The sequence below is a fragment of the Variovorax durovernensis genome, assembly GCF_977011995.1.
In genome coordinates, this window is the sequence record NZ_CDRNCW010000001.1 from 2,920,344 (window position 1) to 2,936,590 (window position 16,247).

At 67.7% G+C, this 16,247-nt stretch carries 16 protein-coding genes; 5 read left to right on the forward strand and 11 right to left on the reverse strand.

Features of this window, described 5'->3' with window-relative positions:
• Positions 1–14: 14 nt before the first annotated feature.
• Genes ACWV14_RS13850 through ACWV14_RS13880 form a run of 7 tightly spaced genes read right to left on the reverse strand, consistent with a single transcriptional unit; the run spans position 15 to position 7,470 of the window.
• Positions 15–917 carry an ABC transporter permease gene (locus ACWV14_RS13850; protein WP_454909137.1) on the reverse strand — a complete coding sequence of 301 codons (903 nt, stop codon included), beginning with the start codon at positions 915–917 and terminating at the stop codon, positions 15–17.
• On the reverse strand, positions 914–1,948 hold the full coding sequence (locus tag ACWV14_RS13855; protein ID WP_454909138.1) for an ABC transporter permease: 1,035 nt from the start codon (positions 1,946–1,948) through the stop codon (positions 914–916). Before ACWV14_RS13855 ends, ACWV14_RS13850 begins: the two co-directional genes overlap by 4 nt.
• Positions 1,945–3,498 (reverse strand): ABC transporter ATP-binding protein, encoded by a 1,554-nt coding sequence (locus tag ACWV14_RS13860; protein WP_454909139.1) that lies wholly within the window; start codon positions 3,496–3,498, stop codon positions 1,945–1,947. Before ACWV14_RS13860 ends, ACWV14_RS13855 begins: the two co-directional genes overlap by 4 nt.
• 16 nt (positions 3,499–3,514) lie before the next feature.
• Positions 3,515–4,567 (reverse strand): BMP family ABC transporter substrate-binding protein, encoded by a 1,053-nt coding sequence (locus ACWV14_RS13865; protein ID WP_454909140.1) that lies wholly within the window; start codon positions 4,565–4,567, stop codon positions 3,515–3,517.
• 59 nt (positions 4,568–4,626) lie between these two features.
• Positions 4,627–4,947 carry an NIPSNAP family protein gene (locus tag ACWV14_RS13870; RefSeq protein ID WP_454909141.1) on the reverse strand — a complete coding sequence of 107 codons (321 nt, stop codon included), beginning with the start codon at positions 4,945–4,947 and terminating at the stop codon, positions 4,627–4,629.
• Between the two features lie 37 nt (positions 4,948–4,984).
• Positions 4,985–6,610: a GMC family oxidoreductase gene (locus ACWV14_RS13875; RefSeq protein ID WP_454909142.1), complete on the reverse strand. Its 1,626-nt coding sequence runs from the start codon at positions 6,608–6,610 to the stop codon at positions 4,985–4,987.
• A gap of 8 nt (positions 6,611–6,618) precedes the next feature.
• Complete coding sequence (locus ACWV14_RS13880) at positions 6,619–7,470, reverse strand: hypothetical protein (protein ID WP_454909143.1); 852 nt, start codon at positions 7,468–7,470, stop codon at positions 6,619–6,621.
• Positions 7,471–7,625: 155 nt separating this feature from the next.
• On the opposite strand from ACWV14_RS13880, the gene ACWV14_RS13885 reads away from it, so the two are divergent.
• Positions 7,626–8,279, forward strand: a complete 654-nt coding sequence (locus tag ACWV14_RS13885) for a TetR family transcriptional regulator C-terminal domain-containing protein (RefSeq protein ID WP_454909144.1) — start codon at positions 7,626–7,628, stop codon at positions 8,277–8,279.
• 170 nt (positions 8,280–8,449) lie between these two features.
• Positions 8,450–8,830 (forward strand): helicase SNF2, encoded by a 381-nt coding sequence (locus ACWV14_RS13890; protein ID WP_454909145.1) that lies wholly within the window; start codon positions 8,450–8,452, stop codon positions 8,828–8,830.
• 98 nt (positions 8,831–8,928) lie between these two features.
• On the opposite strand, the gene ACWV14_RS13895 is transcribed toward ACWV14_RS13890, so the two are convergent.
• From ACWV14_RS13895 to ACWV14_RS13905, 3 genes are all read right to left on the reverse strand, one after another.
• Positions 8,929–10,590, reverse strand: a complete 1,662-nt coding sequence (locus ACWV14_RS13895) for a GDYXXLXY domain-containing protein (RefSeq protein WP_454909146.1) — start codon at positions 10,588–10,590, stop codon at positions 8,929–8,931.
• Positions 10,587–11,579 (reverse strand): DUF2157 domain-containing protein, encoded by a 993-nt coding sequence (locus ACWV14_RS13900; RefSeq protein WP_454909147.1) that lies wholly within the window; start codon positions 11,577–11,579, stop codon positions 10,587–10,589. The genes ACWV14_RS13895 and ACWV14_RS13900 overlap by 4 nt, the downstream gene beginning before the upstream one ends.
• An 84-nt stretch (positions 11,580–11,663) precedes the next feature.
• Positions 11,664–12,053, reverse strand: a complete 390-nt coding sequence (locus ACWV14_RS13905) for a DUF427 domain-containing protein (RefSeq protein ID WP_422086204.1) — start codon at positions 12,051–12,053, stop codon at positions 11,664–11,666.
• Between the two features lie 289 nt (positions 12,054–12,342).
• Between ACWV14_RS13905 and ACWV14_RS13910 the strand changes: the two genes are divergently transcribed.
• Genes ACWV14_RS13910 through ACWV14_RS13920 form a run of 3 tightly spaced genes read left to right on the forward strand, consistent with a single transcriptional unit; the run spans position 12,343 to position 15,082 of the window.
• The gene (locus ACWV14_RS13910; RefSeq protein WP_454909148.1) at positions 12,343–13,311 is read left to right on the forward strand and encodes a Bug family tripartite tricarboxylate transporter substrate binding protein; all 969 of its coding nucleotides are present in this window, start codon (positions 12,343–12,345) and stop codon (positions 13,309–13,311) included.
• 44 nt (positions 13,312–13,355) lie between these two features.
• Positions 13,356–14,099 (forward strand): FABP family protein, encoded by a 744-nt coding sequence (locus ACWV14_RS13915; protein WP_454909149.1) that lies wholly within the window; start codon positions 13,356–13,358, stop codon positions 14,097–14,099.
• Between the two features lie 47 nt (positions 14,100–14,146).
• Positions 14,147–15,082, forward strand: a complete 936-nt coding sequence (locus ACWV14_RS13920) for a LysR substrate-binding domain-containing protein (RefSeq protein WP_285411052.1) — start codon at positions 14,147–14,149, stop codon at positions 15,080–15,082.
• Here ACWV14_RS13920 and ACWV14_RS13925 read toward each other — a convergent pair.
• Complete coding sequence (locus ACWV14_RS13925; protein WP_454909150.1) at positions 15,070–16,134, reverse strand: porin; 1,065 nt, start codon at positions 16,132–16,134, stop codon at positions 15,070–15,072. The two genes, ACWV14_RS13920 and ACWV14_RS13925, sit on opposite strands and share 13 nt — an antisense overlap.
• Positions 16,135–16,247: the final 113 nt, after the last annotated feature.

Below are 16,247 nucleotides of genomic sequence, written 5' to 3' on the forward strand. Positions count from 1 at the left end.
GTGTGTGCTGAGGCTCAGTCGCGCATCTCGGCCGTGCCCCTGATGGAGCCCAGCCCGCCGCGCAGCTTGGTGCTCAGCCACACGCCGAAGATGGTTGCAAGGTAGGGCAGCGACTGCAGCAAGTCGTTGGAAATCGCGCCGCCATACACCAGCTGCGCGCGGATGCCCAGCGCGGAAACCACCGCGAAGAACAGTGCAGCTGCGGTGGCGCCGAGCGCGCTGCCGGCGCCGAAGATCACCGCCGCGAAGGCCATGAAGCCGCGGCCCGCCGTCATGTTCTGCGAAAAGATCTGCAGGCTGCCGCCGGCCAGCTCCGCACCGCCGATGGCGCACAGCACGCCGCCGAGCGCCAGCGCCAGCAGGCGCATGCGCCCGGGGTTCACGCCGACGCTGCGCGCCGCGAACGGGTGTTCGCCCGAGGCCGACATCTGCAGGCCCAGCCGGGTGCGTTCCAGCAGCAGCCACACCAGCCACACCGCCACCGGCATGAACAGCACGAACACCGAGAGGCCGCCGAATGCGCCCAGGTCAACACTGGTCAGGCTGTTGAGCTTGGGAATGCCGAACGGCGCCGTCACCGTGGCTTCGCTGTCGTACAGCGCCTGGATTGCCAGCGAGGTGCCGCCGAGGCCCAGCCCCGTCAGGCCCAGTCCCGCGATGATCGGGTTGGCCTTGAGCCGCTCGACCACCCACCACAGCAGCGCCGACGCCGCCACGCACAGCCCCGCGGCGATCAGCATGGCCTGCGCGAACGAGCCGGTCTGCACGATGCCGACGATGAGCGCGCAGCTGCCGATGATCATCAGCCCCTCCAGGCCCAGGTTCCAGATGCCCGCGCGCTGTGCCAGCACGCCCGCCAGCGTGACGTAGACCAGCGGCGTGCCGGAGATCAGGATGGAGACGAGCGTGTCTGTCATGCGGGCTTTCGGGTCAGGAGCTTGTCCAGCCACTTGGCGCGGGACGTGATGAACAGGGCGATGGTGGCGTTGATGACCTCGATGGCCGCCGCAGGCATGCCGGCCATCACCGGCAGGTAGAGCGCGGCCGATGCCAGCGCACCGAAGAAGAGGGCGGACACGGCCGTGCCGACGATGGTGAGCTGCGCCACCAGCGCGATCAGGATGGCCGTGAATCCGTGCGCGGGCAGGAAGCCGCTGGCCAGCCGGCCGTTGGGGCCGAGCAGTTCGATGCCGCCGGCCAGCCCGGCCAGCGCGCCGCTAACCAGGAAGCTGAAGAGGCCGATGCGCCCCACGCGCGCTCCTTGCCAAGACACCATCGTCGGGTTGCGACCCGCGAGGTTGGCGACGATGCCCAGCGCCGTGCGGTTGGCCAGCAGCCACGACAGCGCGAACACCAGCAGCGTGAGCACCACGATCAGCGGCGACACGCCCAGCGAATCGGAGATGCGGTAGGCATCGGCAATGGGCCGGCTCGATGCCTGCTGGCCCGAGCCCGTCGGGTCTTTCAGCGGCCCGGAGGTCACGTACACCAGCAGCAGGCCCGCGAGGAAATTGCCCATCAGCGTGGTGATGACCTCGTCGGTGCCAGAGCGCAGGCGCAAGAGGCCCGGCCACATGGCCCACAGCGCGCCGCCCAGCATGCCCGCGAGCAGGCAGCACGCGACGACCAGCCAGGCCGGCCCGCCCGCGAGCCACTCGGCGGTGAACGCCGCGAAGATGGAGCCGACATAGAACTGCCCCTGCGCGCCGATGTTGAAGAAGCCCGCGCGAAACGCGATGGCCACGCCGGTCGCGGTGATGAACAGCGGCATGGCCCAGCGCAGGCCCTGGTGCACGGCGCCGTCGCGCAGGAAGGCGCCGTCGAGGATGCCGGTGAACAGCTCGCCCACGTCGAGCCCGGCACCCATGAAGGCCAGCGCGCACAGCAGCAGCGCGAAGCAGACGAAGACCACCACCCGCAGCACGGGCAGCATGCGAGAAGCCGTCATGCGTGTGCTCCCACCATCGCCTGGCCAACCTGGCGCAGGTCGTAGGGCGCACTGTATTCGCCGACCACCTGCCCGCGCAGCATGACCAGCACGCGGTCGCTGATGTCGAAGAGCTCGTCCAGGTCGGAAGAGATGAGGATGATGGCCGCGCCCCGGTCGCGCGCCTGCCGCAGCGCCTTCCACACATAGGCCGTGGCGCCGATGTCGAGGCCGCGCGTGGGCTGCGCCGCGATGATGAGGCGGGCGCTGTCGTCCACCTCGCGCGCGAAGATCACCTTCTGCGCATTGCCGCCGGAGAGCGAGCCCGCGGGCTGGCCGCAAGTGGCGTAGCGCACGTCCCATTGCGTGAGCGCGACGTCGCACTCGGCCTGGAGTTTCTTCGGGCGCACGAACGACAGCAGCCCGCCCTGCAGCAGGCGGCCCATGGACCAGTTCTCCCACAGGCTGCTGTTGAGCGACAGGCCTTCCACGTTGCGCTCGAACGGGATGATGCGCAGGCCCGCCGCGCGCCGCGTGGCGAGGTCGCTGTGGGTCATGTCCTTGCCGCCGAACTCGAGCTTGCCGGACGCGGTGCCGGCCAGCGCCGAGATGGCGCGCACCAGCGTGCGCTGGCCGTTGCCTTCGACGCCCGCGATGCCGATGATCTCGCCCGCGCGCACTTCGAGGCTCACCTCGTTCAGCGCCGCGCCCTCGGCGTCGGGCTGGGTCGAGAGCTTGTGCATGCGCAGGATGGTGGGAGCCGTGAGCGCCTCGGTTGCACGCGGCGGTGCCGCGGCAGTCTGCACTGGAACCTTGGCGTCGCCCATGATCCATTGGCTCAGCTCGGCAGCGCCGATCGATGCACACGGCACGGGGCCGGTGACATGCTCGCCGCGGCGCAGCACGCTCACTGTGTCGGCAATGGCCATCATCTCGCGGATCTTGTGGAGGATGAGCACGACGGTCACGCCGCGCTTCTTCAGGATGCGGATGCGCTCGAACAGCGTTTCCACGCCGGCCGGTGCGAGCACCGCCGTGGGTTCGTCCAGGATCAGCACGCGCGCGTCGGTGACCAGCGCGCGCGCAATCTCGATGCCCTGCTGCGTCTCGATCGGCAGGTTGCGGATCACCTCGCGCGGGCTGACCGAAAGGCCCAGCCCGTCGAGGTGCGCCTGCCAGCGCGACTCGAGTTGGCGCTTGGTGAACAGGCCGCTGTGCCGCGTGGCGCCGAACTCCATCGCCTGCGCGACGGTGAACGACGCGGGCAGCGCGAAGCTCTGGTGCACCAGTTCCACGCCGGCCGCGCGCGCGGCGTTCACGTGGCCGGTGCGGATCTCGTGCTCGCCGATGTGCACGCGGCCGTGCGTGGGCTTCACCAGGCCGGAGCAGACGCGGGCGAAAGTGGTCTTGCCCGCGCCGTTCTGGCCGACCACCGCATGGATGCGGCCTTCCTCGAAAGCGATGGACACGTCCGACAGCGCCTTCACGGTGTCGTATTGCACAGTGACGCCGTCGAGCACCAGCGCCGGGCGCGCAGGGGAGGGCCCGCTGTTCGAGGAACTGCTGTTCATGCTGCGGTGGCGAGGGTCAGAGAACGGTGTTGAAAGGCACCTTCAGGGCACCGCTCAGGATGGCCGCCTGCGCGGTGCGGATCTCGGCCATCACTTTTTCGGCCTTGGCCGCCACGGCCTTGTCGCCTTCCTTCTGGAACAGGGGCGACAGCTCCAGGCCGACGACGCCGGTGCCCAGGCCGGTGTTCAGGTGCGCGCCGCCCTTGCCGTTCTTGAGGATCTTGCTGGCCTCGTCGTAGAGCGACTTGCCGAAGTGCAGGCTGACGATGGAAATCAGCGTCTTCGGGCCCTGCGGGTATTGCGCGGGGTCGAGGCAGCTCACCAGGCGGCCCGGCTTGTCGTTGGCGGCGGCGATGATGCCCGCGTCGGTGGCGGCGGCGTCGGTCTGGATGAAGTCGATGCCGCCGTTGAACATCTGCGTGGCGATCTCTCGGCCCTTCACCGGGTCCTGGAACGAGCCCGCGAAGGCCACCGTGACCGTGGCGTCCTTGCGCACCGACAGCACGCCGGCCTTGAAGGCGTTGTAGTCGGCATTCAGCGGCGGGATAGACATGCCGCCGATGAAGCCGATCTTGCCCGTGGTCGACATGCGGCCCGCGAAGATTCCTGCCAGGTAGGTGCCGAGGTAGTAGTCGTACGAGACGGTGGTCACGTTCGGGATGGCGGGCTTCATCTCGTCGCCGAACAGCTGCAGCCACTGCGTCTTCGGGTACTTGGGCGCGAGCGCCTTGAAGGGCTCGGTCACTTCGTTGAAGGTCGACACGATGATGGCCGCGCCGGCATCGCCCAGCGTGCGGAAGATGGTCTCGTAGGTCGACGGGTCTTTCGCGTAGATGGCGCGCGTCTGCATGCCCGTTTCCTTGCCCAGCAGCTTGAGCCGCGCAATCATCGCGTCGACCGCGCTGGCGTCGCCCGCGGCTTGCGTGTGCACCAGCGCGATCAGCCCGCCCTTGGCATTCGCGATCAGCGGATAGAGGGCGCTGGCCATGGCGACACCGCCAAGGCCGGCCGCGGCTTTCAGGATCTGCCGGCGGGGCGTGGCGGTGCGGGAGGATGCGTTGCTTGTCATGCGGATATCTCTCGGGTTGAAGAACTGGCGGACGAAATTGCTGACGGGAAGAAATGCGCTCAGGGCGTCGGCGAGCCGGGGGCCGGGTTCATGATCATCACGTCCTGGCTCTGGATGGCGTCCAGCGCCCACACGCTCTTGATGAATGACTGCCACTCGGGGTCGGCGTACATGGCGGCGCGCCGGGCCTCGCGGTCGGCCAGGCTGTCGTAGGCCCAGATCAGCACCGAGGTGTGCAGCCGGCCGATCTCGGAGATGTACAGGCCCACGAACTTGTTGAGGTGGCGCTTCTGCACCGGCAGGCCCTCGCGTTCGTACTTCTCGCGCCACTGGTCGATGGTGCCGGGACGGAAGGTGTAGAGGCGGTGTTCGACGATCATTTCGGTGTGCTCCTGCTGGCCTGGGATTCGTGTGGTTCTATTGGCCGGCCAGGATGAATTCGGCGCATTTCTCGCCGATCATGATGGCCGGTGCATTGGTGTTGCCGCTCGAGATGACCGGCATGATCGAGGCGTCGGCCACGCGCAGCCCCTCGATGCCGTGCACCTTGAGCCGGTGGTCGACCACGGCCAGTTCGTCGTGGCCCATCTTGCAGGTGCCCACGGGGTGGAAGGTGGTCATGGCGGTGGCGCGCAGCCAGGCGACGAGGTCTTCGTCGCTCTGCTTCTCGGGGCCGGGCGCGATCTCCTTGCCGCGGTAGTCGTCGAACGCGGGCTGCTCGATGATGCGGCGCGTGGCGCGGATCGCATCGACCATGGTCTTGCGGTCGAACTCGGTGTCCAGGTAGTTGGGCTGGATCATCGGCGCGTCGGTCGGGCGCCCCGAGCGCAGCCGGATGCGGCCCTTGCTGTTCGGGTTGACCGGCCCCACGCGCAGGGTGAAGCCGTGCTTGGCCTCGACCGTGCTCTTCCTGAACGGGTTGGGGAAATAGAGGTTGGCCGTCTTCTCCAGCGCTGGCATGAAGTGCAGCTGAACGTCGGGGTTGGCGAGTTCGGGCGAGGTCTTGATGAAGGCGCCGGCCTCGTAGGGGAAGGTGGTGGTGATGCCTTCGCCGAACAGCATGCCCTGCACCACCGAGAAAGCGATCTTGTCGAAGCGCAGGTCCTTGTAGAGCGTGACGGGCTGCTTGCACTCATAGGACATGACACAGTCCACATGGTCCTGGAGGTTGCCGCCCACGCCGGGCAGCGGCTTGAGCACCGGAATGCCGTGCTGCTCCAGTTCGTCCTTCGGGCCGATGCCCGACAGCATCAACAGGTGCGGCGAGCCGACCACGCCGGCGCAAAGAATCACTTCCTTGCGCGCGCGTACCGTGTGCATCTGCCCGTGCAGTTCGTAGGACACGCCCACGGCCCGGGCCCGCTCCACCAGCACCTTGTGCGTGCGTGCGCGGGTCACGACCTTGAGGTTGCTGCGCTTGAGCGCCGGCCGCAGGAATGCGAAGGAGGTGGACCAGCGCTTGCCGTTCTTGATGGTGAAGTCGTAGCGGCCGAAGCCGAGCTGGCTGGCGCCGTTGAAGTCGTCGTTGAGCGGATAGCCGGCCTGCTGGCCCGCCGCGCAGAACACGTCGAGCAGCGCGTTCCAGCCGCGTGCGCGGCATACGGTGAGCTCGCCCTTGGCGCTGTGGAACACGCCGTCGCGCTGGATGTGGCCTTCGGAGCGCTTGAAGGCGGGCAGCACGTCCTTGTACGACCAGCCGGGGTTGCCCATGGCGGCCCAGCCGTCGTAGTCCTGCTTGCCGCCGCGCACGTAGATCATTCCATTGATGGTCGACGTGCCGCCCAGCACCTTGCCGCGCGGCCAGTAGATCTTGCGGCCGTTGAGGTTGGGCTCGGGCTCGGTATGGAAGTGCCAGTTGTAGATGCCCGACTGGAACAGCTTGCCCATCAGCATCGGCAGGCGAAACAGCGGGTTGGAGTCCTTGCCGCCGGCCTCCAGCAGCAGCACGCGCGTGGCGGGGCGCGCACTGAGCCGCGCGGCGAGGGCGCAGCCCGCGGAGCCCGCGCCCACGATGATGTAGTCGTAGTCGTTCTTGTCGTTCATTGGGGTGGTCACCAGTGGATGGGGGCGCTGTCCATCTCGGCCAGATGGGTGTTGCAAAGCACAAAGGGGTTTGGCAGTCCCAGCACGGCGTCCGCGTAGGCGGGGTGCTCGCGCAGGATGCAGGCGACGTTGCCGTTGCGGCCCTCGCCGATGCCCGCCGCCGCGAAGGCTTCCGCGGCCGAAGCGCCGAAGCCCATGCAGACCAGCGGCTCGCCGCGCTGCAGCAGATGGGCCAGCACCGCCTGGATGAGCGGCTTCCAAAGCACCAGGTGCCCGTGCGACTGATGCGGATCGATGGCCACCTGGAAGCGGCTGAGCGTGAAGGAGGTGTTGAGCAGCAGCACGCCGTCTTCGATCCAGCGGTCGCTCAGCCAGTCGGGCGTCTCGAAGGGCAGCGCGCCCGATTCGATGTCCGCCAGCGTGCGTGGCCAGTTGGCGAAGCTGCCGCCGTAGCCGGCGTCGCCCGTGCGGGCCTCGGCCAGCATCTGCACCCAGGCGCGGATGCTCTTGGTGAACATCTTGTCGAGCTCGCGCCACCGGGCCACGTTGCCGACCTCGAAGGCGCGGCCGGTGGCGATGTCGATCGAGGGGTAAGGGTCTTGCCCCAGCACCAGGCAGCGCACCTTCGAGGGCAGCACGCTGTCGAAGGCCTTGAGCATGTGCGCGCCGGCCGGCATGCCGGGCAGGCGGCGGCCCTTGCGCGCGGGGAAGATGGGCTCCCAGGCTTCCAGCTCGAGTCGAGCGTCCACGCCTTCGAAGTCCAGCCGCACGCCGCCGAGCGCGCAGCGCCAGTCAGCGGGCAGGTCGTCCTGCCAGTCGAGCAGGGTTTCTTGCAAGGCGGTGCGCAGGGCTTGAGGCATGGCTTACATTCAAACTAAAAAAAGCTGACCAGTTCGTCAGGAAATTCTAAGTAATAAATTGACGATATGGTCAGATTTTTTTGATGATGCTTTTCCCGCCCCGGCGCGGGGCCACCTCTAGAATTTGCTCCGGTCAAAAAAAGCGACTCAAAGCCATGCGCGACACCAAGACAACACGACCTTCGGCACCCGAGACCACCGCGGACAGGGAGATCAGGGCGGCCAACAAGCGCAAGATCCTCAAGGCCGCCAGCGAGGTGTTCGCGGCCAAGGGCTTCGACGGCGCGCGCATCGCGGAGATCGCCACCGTGGCCGAGCTGCCCAAGGCCAACGTCTACTACTACTACGCCACCAAGGAAGAGCTCTACAGCGCCACCTTCGCGCCGCTGCTGGAGGAGTGGGACAGCGCGCTGCGCATCCTCAAGGTCGAGACCGAACCCGCCGTGGCGCTGCGCGCCTATGTGGAAGCCAAGCTCCGGCTGGGCCGCAAGAATCCGCTGGAGGCGCGCCTGTTCGCCAACGAGGTGGTGCGTGGCGGCACCTTCCTGTCGGCCGCCGACTGGGCGCACATCGCGCAGAGCACGGCCGCCAGCATCGAGGTGCTCGAAGCCTGGATGGCCGCCAAGAAGATCCGCAAGATCGACGCGCGCCACTTTCTCTTCATGCTCTGGGCCTCGACCCAGTTCTATGCCGACTACGAGCCCATCGTGAACGCAGTGCTGCAGGTGAAGAAGCTCACGGCGGTGCACTACGAGCAGGCGCTGGAATGCATCGTGAGCACGGTGCTGGCGGGCGTGCTGCTCGACTGAAAGGGCGTTGCGGGCGGGAGGGTGGGGCGCCGCGATTGTTTCCTTCACACGAACACCGCGGTTCTTTTCGATGCGGGTTTTTACCGGTTTGGCGGCGCAAAATTCTTTCCATGGACCAGCCCTTCAGCTGATCCAGGTGAAACGAAACCAACCAATTGAAGGACCTCCAAATGACCGCCTCGAAACTCCTCTCCGCCGTCTCTCTCGCTCTGCTGGCCGCTGCCGGCGCTGCCCATGCCGAAAGCTATGACGGCGTGCATCAACTGACCTCCGCCACCAGCCGCGCCGAAGTCGCCAGCCAGGCCGTCGTGGCCGCGCACAGCGCCAACCCCTATGCCGATGGCGCCAACTCGGGCCCGGTGCAGCTGACCGCCTCGACCACCAGCCGCGCAGCCGTTCGCGCCGAAGCAGTGGCCGCCGCGCACAGCGCCAACCCGTATGCCGACGGCGCTTCGTCGGGCGTGGCACCTGTTTTGGCCAGCGGCGTCGATCGCGCTACCGTGCGTGCCGCGGCCCGCGCTGCTGCTCGCGGCGACACGCTGCCGCTGTAATCGATCTGTAGTGCTTCGCCGCTCCGGCGAAGGCAGTCGAATAAAAAAGAAGCCGGCTCCGCAGATGCGAGGCCGGCTTTTTCCTTGGGCTGGGCGTGCTACCGGATCGGCTGCAATTGATCGTCCGCCATGCCCACCAGCAGGGCCGAACCGTTGGGCAGGATGCGGAACTCGCCATAACGCGCGCCTTCGAACTTCTGCGCGTCGCCTTCCTTGAAGAACCATGCGTCGGTGACGAAGACCCAGCTCCCGTCCTTGGCACTGAGCGGTACTTCGATGTCGTCGCCCTGCCGCGGCTCCAGGGCCGATGGCAGGTGCAGCGTATAGGCCGACGGCAGCGCCGGATCGGGGCGCACCAGCACGGTCGGCCGCCGGCCACCACGAGGATGGTCGTCCCGGTCCATTCGATCGGGCAATGCGAAGTTCAGCCGCATGTAGTCGCCCTGCATCAGCGAGCGCGGATCGACAGGAGCCAGCCGCACGAACACGGGGCGGCCGTCGCGAATGATGGTTTCCTTCTCGAAGATGGCGAAGTTCGCCACCGCCAGCGTGGCGACTCCTGCCAGCGCGATGCCGGCGAGCCGCCTGTTCTTCCACCAGGTGCCGGCGCTCGGCGCGGCGCTCTCGGCGCCGGCCGCACGCGACATGGCGCGCGTTGCCAGCCAGGCCAGTGCACCCAGCGCGGCACTGATCAGCACCAGCAGCAGCGCCTTGTCCGCCAGCGACCACGCGAGCAGGTAGTAGAAGCTGCCCACGATCCACAGCGCGGCCGCGCAGCCAAGGGCGGCGAGCCGCCAGCGCTGAGTCACCGCCAATGCCGCGGTGCAAAGGCAGGTCGCGCCGAGGTTGGGCATGAAGGCGCACAAGACCGCCAGCAGCAGTGCCACGCCCAGGCCCGCCAAGGGCATCTGCCGCAGTGCCGGCCAGCGATAGGCCAACAGCGCGGCTGCAGCCAAGGCACACAGCACCGACACCAGGTTCCGGGTGCTGCCGAGCAGGCTGAACCCGCTGCCGGCCTGGCCCATTTCGCTCCCGACGTTGCTGCCCGGAACCACGCCGCCCAGCATGAATGTGGCGCCCGACAGCAGCACCAGCATCAGCAGGAGCTGCGCGCACCAGCCTTCGGCCAGGCTCGCCAGCAGGCTGCCGGTGCGCGCGCCCGGCAACCGTGGCAGCAGGCAGAGCACCGTGAGCCATGCGGCCAGGCCTATGTGCGCCTGAAGCCACCACGTCCAGCGAAAGCGGCCCGACCAGAACAAATGATCGAAGGTGTCTTCACCGCTCGACCATCCCATGACGGCCACGGTGAGGAACACGCCCAGCATCATGCCCAGCAGGCTGCGCAGCCAGTGCAGCGGAGCGAGCCATGCCAGCACCACGCTGGCAACGCACATGCCCAGCGCGGCGATGGAAACCGGCAGGTCGCGAAACAGCGCCCATCCCAGGCAGCACAGGCCCAGCACCACGGCCGGCAGGCAGAGCTGTTCGATGAACAGCGCCAGTCCGCCCTGGCGCAGGATGACGATGCTCACGGCCAGCAGGCCGAGTCCCAATACGTACAGTGCCGGTCCTTCGTGCAGCAGCGCATCGCCGAATGCCAGGCCGACCGCGCCCAGCAGCGGCAGCACGGCGAGCCAGGCGCCCAGCGCAGTCAGCAGCAGCACCGCCCCGGGGCGGGAATCCTCGCGCGGCCATTGCGCGTCTTGCGGCAGCAAGCCCTGGGCGGTGGCGCGCTGGATGATTTCGGCGGGGGCGATCATGCGGTCGCTCCTTCCTGTTGCGAGGCGGCCAGGACGGTGTTCTGTCTACGCATGACCAGGGCCACGGACACAGCCAGCAATCCCGCGGCAACCAGCCCGATGAGCAGCAACCGGCTCATGGTGTCGATGCCGCCGCCGTCGAACAGGATGCGGGCCAGGCCGGCGACCAGCAGGGTGTCGACGCACAGCACCGCGGCGCTCAGCCCGACGATGTCGAACCAGCCGCGCTGCATCAGCATGCCGCCGGCACCACACATCAGCGCCAGGCCCAGAAAGTAGTGGGGCGAAACCTCGCTGCGCAAGAAAAGACCTGCAAGCGAGGTCAGCGTCACGTTCACGGTCAGCGCCAGCATCGCCAGCCGTTGCGACCAGTGCGTTTCGCCGACCCATTGCCGTGCCCACGGGCTCAGCGCAATGATGAGCAGCACGCCCATGCCCCAGCCGATCAGCTGGATCGGCAGGTCGTTGTTGTCGAAGCGCCAGCGATGCCCCGTGTGCGCATAGACCCAGAGATTGATTGCGCTGCAGGCCACCATCGCCCACGGAAACCACAGCACGTCGCTGCGCGCGCCGAGGCACAGCGGCAGGCTGAGAACGGCCCACAGCGCGAACAGCTGCCATGCATCGGCACCGGTCTGGTAGGTCTGGCCGTAATAGGCGAACAGCGCGCCCGTGCCCAGCAGGCACAGCAGGCCCATGGGGGTGCGAAGCGTCGCGCTGCGCCATGCGGCCAGTGCCGTCAGCAGCACCCAGCCTTGCAGCAATCCGAACTGCCCGGCGCGGCCCAGCGACCCCCAGTTGGCCGCCACCCACATCACGATGCCGAAGCCGCCGAGTCCCGCCGCCAGCAGTGCGATGACGCGCCAGAAGCGTTGCGGCAGTTGCGTCGGTTGTGCGTCGAGTTCAGCCAGCGCGAACAGCGCGTGCAGGCGCGCGGGCGGCAGCCGATGGATGCGGGCCAGTTCGTAGAGTGCGAGTCGGATGTTCATGGACGTGGAGGATGGTTGCCGCTGCCATTCTCCACGTGATGGGTCCGGTGCCCGGGGGCACCGGAAGAGGGGACTCAGGTGCCGTCAGGCCACCCGCTCCTCGATGGGGCCCACGCGGTCGGGATAGAAGGCCACGTGGTCCTTGATCTGGGCGACCGGCTCGTAGGGCGACTCGTAGGTCCACACCGCATTCACCGAGCGCTCGCCGCCGGCGGGAATGCTGTAGTAGTTGCACTCGCCCTTGTACGGGCAGTAGGTTGCATGCGAGGTGCGTTCCAGCAAGGACATCTTCACGTCCTTGCGGGGGATGTAGTGCACGGTTCCGAAATGCGCTTCGCGCAGCGTCAGCGCTTCGCGCGTGTCGGCAATGACGCGGCCGTCCACCGACACCACCACGCGAAGCGGATTGCGTGCAATGGTGATCGGGTGCTCGGGGCCGGGGGTCTTGATGGTGCGTTCGGGCGTGGCGAACATGAGCGGGCTCCTTCGTTTGGTCGAGGTGACGCAAGAATCGGCGGATGCGCATCTTGCCGCGATGTGAGGGCGGTTTGAAGCCCCCCGAAAATCAGCACGTTCGCGAAGTGGTTAAACGCCGGAATGCCGTTCGGAGGTGCTGTGGAAGCCTTTCGAATTCATTTGTAGTGCTTCAGTTTGCAATGCTTGCCACGGTGTTTTCCTTCCCCGGCGCCGATGGTGTCAGGTCTCCCTGTAGAACGGTGATAAAACTTTGCGCTGCCCCACCCTCGCCCATCGAAAGACCCAAGTGAAGAACAACAGGCTCGCCATCTTCCTGCTTGCCAGCCTGCTGACCGCCGGCGCAAGTGCACAGGAATGGCCGTCCAGGCCCGTTCGCGTGATCGTTCCCGCGCCGGCCGGCAGCTCGCTCGATGTGATCGCGCGCACGCTGGCCGATCGCCTGCGCGTGCTCTGGAAGCAGCCCGTGGTGATCGAGACCAAGGCTGGTGCCGGCGGCCTGATCGGCATGGACGCGGTGGCCAAGGCGCCCCACGACGGCTACACGCTGGGCATCGGCTTCAACGGACCGATCGCATTCGGGCCCTACATGTACCGGCGCATGCCCTATGCGCCGGCCCGCGACCTCATGCCCATCGTGCTCACGACCTCGCAGCCCAACGTGCTGGCGGTGCAGGCGAACAACCCGTCGAACACGCTGCCGGAATTCGTCGATTGGGCGAAGAAGCAGGGCTCAAGGTTCAGCTATGCGTCCGTGGGCGCGGGCAGTTCGTCGCACCTCACGATGGAGCTGCTGCGCAGCGTGACGAAGATCGAGGCGGTGCACGTGCCGTACTCGGGCTCGCCGCCCGCAGGGCTGTCGCTCGCCGCGGGGGACACGCAGGCGCTGTTCACGGTCGCGCCCGCGCTGCTGCCGTTGATCCAGGGCCATCGGGTGAAGCTCATCGCAGTGACCAGCGCCACCCGCTCGGAACTCATGAAAGACCTGCCGACCGTGGCCGAGTCGGGCTACCCCGGCTTCGAATCGCTGGCCTGGAACGGCTTCTTCACTGCCACCGGCACACCGCCCGAGGTGGTGCAGCGCATCAACGCGGACGTCAACGCAGTGCTGCGCGAGCCGGCGGTGCGCGAACTGCTCGCCAACCAGGGGTTGGTGGCGGGCGGCGGTTCGCCGGAGGAATTCAAGGCCTTCATCGACAGCGAGGCCCGCAAGTGGGGTGCGATCATCGCCAAGGTCGGCATCCGTCTTGATCAGTGACGGACTTGTCGTTCACACTCCCGCAAAAACTCCAGGAAGAAAAAATGGCCGAGCTCCCGGACTCCCCTGAATTTCCCGAAGACATCTATACCGAGCCGGAGCCCGATCCGTACACGCTTGCCAACCTCGGCCCGCTCACGGGCCTCGCGGGCCTGTGGATCGGGACTTCCGGCCACGACGTGAGCCCGAAGCCCGAAGGCCCCGAAGCCGAAGCCTTCATCGAGCATGCGGAGTTCCAGCCCATCGACGCGCAGACCAACGGACCGCAGATCTTCTACGGGCTGCGCTATCACCTGCGAATCGTCAAGCCCGACGACGTCGAAACCTTCCACGACCAGGTCGGCTACTGGCTCTGGGAGCCCGCCACGGGCGCGCTGGTGCAGACACTGTCGATCCCGCGCGGGCTCACGGCCATGGCCACGGGGCAGGCGAAGGCCGGCGACCGCAGCTTCAGGCTGGAGGCGGTGCGCGGCGGAGAGACCAACGGCATCCTCGCCAACCCGTTCCTGGAGCATGCGTTCAAGACGCTGCGCTACAGCATCGCCGTCACCATCCACGACGACCGCAGCTGGTCGTACGAGCAGGAAACCGTGCTGAGCGTGCGCGGACAGGCCGAGCCCTTCAGCCATACCGACCGCAACTTGCTGCGCAAGATCGGCGAGCCCACGCCCAATCCGACGGCATTGGCCGCAATGGCGGAGGCGGCGGGCAAGAGCGCCATCGACGTCGCCAGTGGCAGCGCCGACTCCCCAGGCAAGGCCGGCCTCAGCGGAGCCAGCACCGGATAGAACAAACACGCATAGCTCGCCCGGCGCTATGCCGATAACCTCAGGTCATGGACCTGAAACAGCTGGAGTACTTCATTCGCGTGGCCGAGCTCGGCAGCTTCACCCGGGCATCGACGGTGATCGACATCGCCCAGCCCGCGCTGAGCCGCCAGGTGCGCCAGCTTGAAGTCGAACTGCGGCAGAACCTGCTGGTGCGCAACGGCCGCGGCGTGGTACCCACCGATGCCGGCAAGCGGCTGCTGGAGCATGGCCGCGGCATCCTGCACCAGGTGGAGCGCGCGAAGGAAGACATGGGCCGCATGCGCGGCGCGCTGGCGGGGCGGGTGGCGGTCGGGTTGCCGCCCAGCGTGGCCGGGGTGCTGACGGTTCCGCTGGTGCGGGCCGTGCGCGAGCGGCTGCCCGATGCGGCACTCTCGATCACCGAAAGCCTTTCGACCGCGATGCAGGAGTCGCTGCTCACCGGCCGGCTCGACATCGCGCTGCTCTACAACCCGCAGCCTTCGCCCGATGTAGACAGCGAGACGGTGCTGGAGGAAGACCTGTTCCTGGTCAGCGCCACCAAGGGCGCTGGGCGCGCGCGGCGCGGCGTGCCGCTCGCGTTGCATCAACTGGCCGACCAGCCGCTGGTGATTCCGACCCGGCCCAACGCGATCCGCATGCTGGTCGAGGCGGAGCTGGCCGCCATCGGGCGGCGGCCGAGCATCGCGCTGGAGATCGACGGCGTGCCGGCGATCCTCGCGCTGGTGGCCGATGGCGCGGGCCATGCAGTGCTGTCGCGCAATGCGGTGGCCATTGCCGAGCGCTCGCAGCGCTATGCGATACGGCCCATCGCCGAGCCCGGCCTGCGCAGCCGGCTGGCGCTGGCGGCCAGCTCGCAGCGGCCCGTCACGCGCACGCAGCGTGCCATGGGAGAGTTGCTGCGCGAACTCGTCCAGCAGCACCTGGGTGCCGGCGCAATGACCGGTGCCAGTCAGAAGCGGTGACGCATGCCGAACCCCACGCTGCCGCTGCCGCGGAAGTCCGTCAGCCGGTCGCGCATGTAGACCGCGTACAGGTCGGTCCGCTTCGACAGGAAGTGGTCGTAGCCGGCGGCCCAGGTGGTGCGATGCGTCTCGGCGCCGTTCGTCACCTTGCGCTCGGTGCGCGCCACCGAGGCCATGAAGCGGCCCGCGCCCACCGGCACCGCCGCACCCAGTTGAGCGGTGTCGGTGTCGACGCGGATGTCGGGCGTGCGGGTGCGCAGCAACTGGCCGTACAACTGCACCGCCTTGAAGTCGTAAGAGGCGCCGAACATCGCTGCGTCCTGCCGGCCGATGGCCGTGGTGAAGCCCGGCCCCGTCCTGGCCTGCTGCATCGACAGCACCGCCGCGAACGGGCCGGCTGCGTAGTTGAGGGTCAGGTTCAGGTTGCGAACGCTGTCGCGGTTCGTCACCTCGCCCATGCCGTAGAGCAGGTTGGCGCGCAGGCCCGCGAAGGTGGGTGAGCTGTACTGCACCACGTTGTCCCACACGCTGTCGCCGAGCACGGCGCGGTTGTACGTGGGCTGCCATGTGTGCAGCATGACGGGCGAGAACTGCAGCGACACGCCGAAGGGATTGAAGGCACCGCTTGCCGCGAACATCGGGTTGGTCTGCCGGCCGAGCGACACCTGCCCGAAGCCGCCGGACAGCCCCACCCATGCGTTGCGCGAGAAATAGGGGTCGGTGCTGTTGCGCCCGAAGGTGCCCGTGTCGGACTGGAAGAAGCTCTCCAGCGCGAACTGCGCCTGCAGCCCGTTGCCCAGGCTGTCCGCGCCGCGCACGCCCCAGTAGGCCGTGGTCATGCCGCCGCTGCCCAGCACCTTGGTGCGTCCCTTCTCGTCGCTGCGCTGCATGGAACCGACGAACGCATCGACCAGGCCGTAGATCTGGACGCTCTCGGCGGAGGCTCCCGCCTGGGACCAGGTGGGGTGTGCGGCGGTGCAGAGCGCCAGCGCGGGAAGCGCGCGCAGGGCAACGCGCCCGGAAAGTGCCGGAAGGCGGGGAAGTCGTCTCATGTTGTCTCCTCGTTGTGAATTCGTAGCCCGCGAGAAAACGCGGGCGCAGGCGAGCCCGTCCGCACGCCTCGGCGGTGCCGTGGCGTGAAAACAGGGCTGTGGGGGGCTGTCGG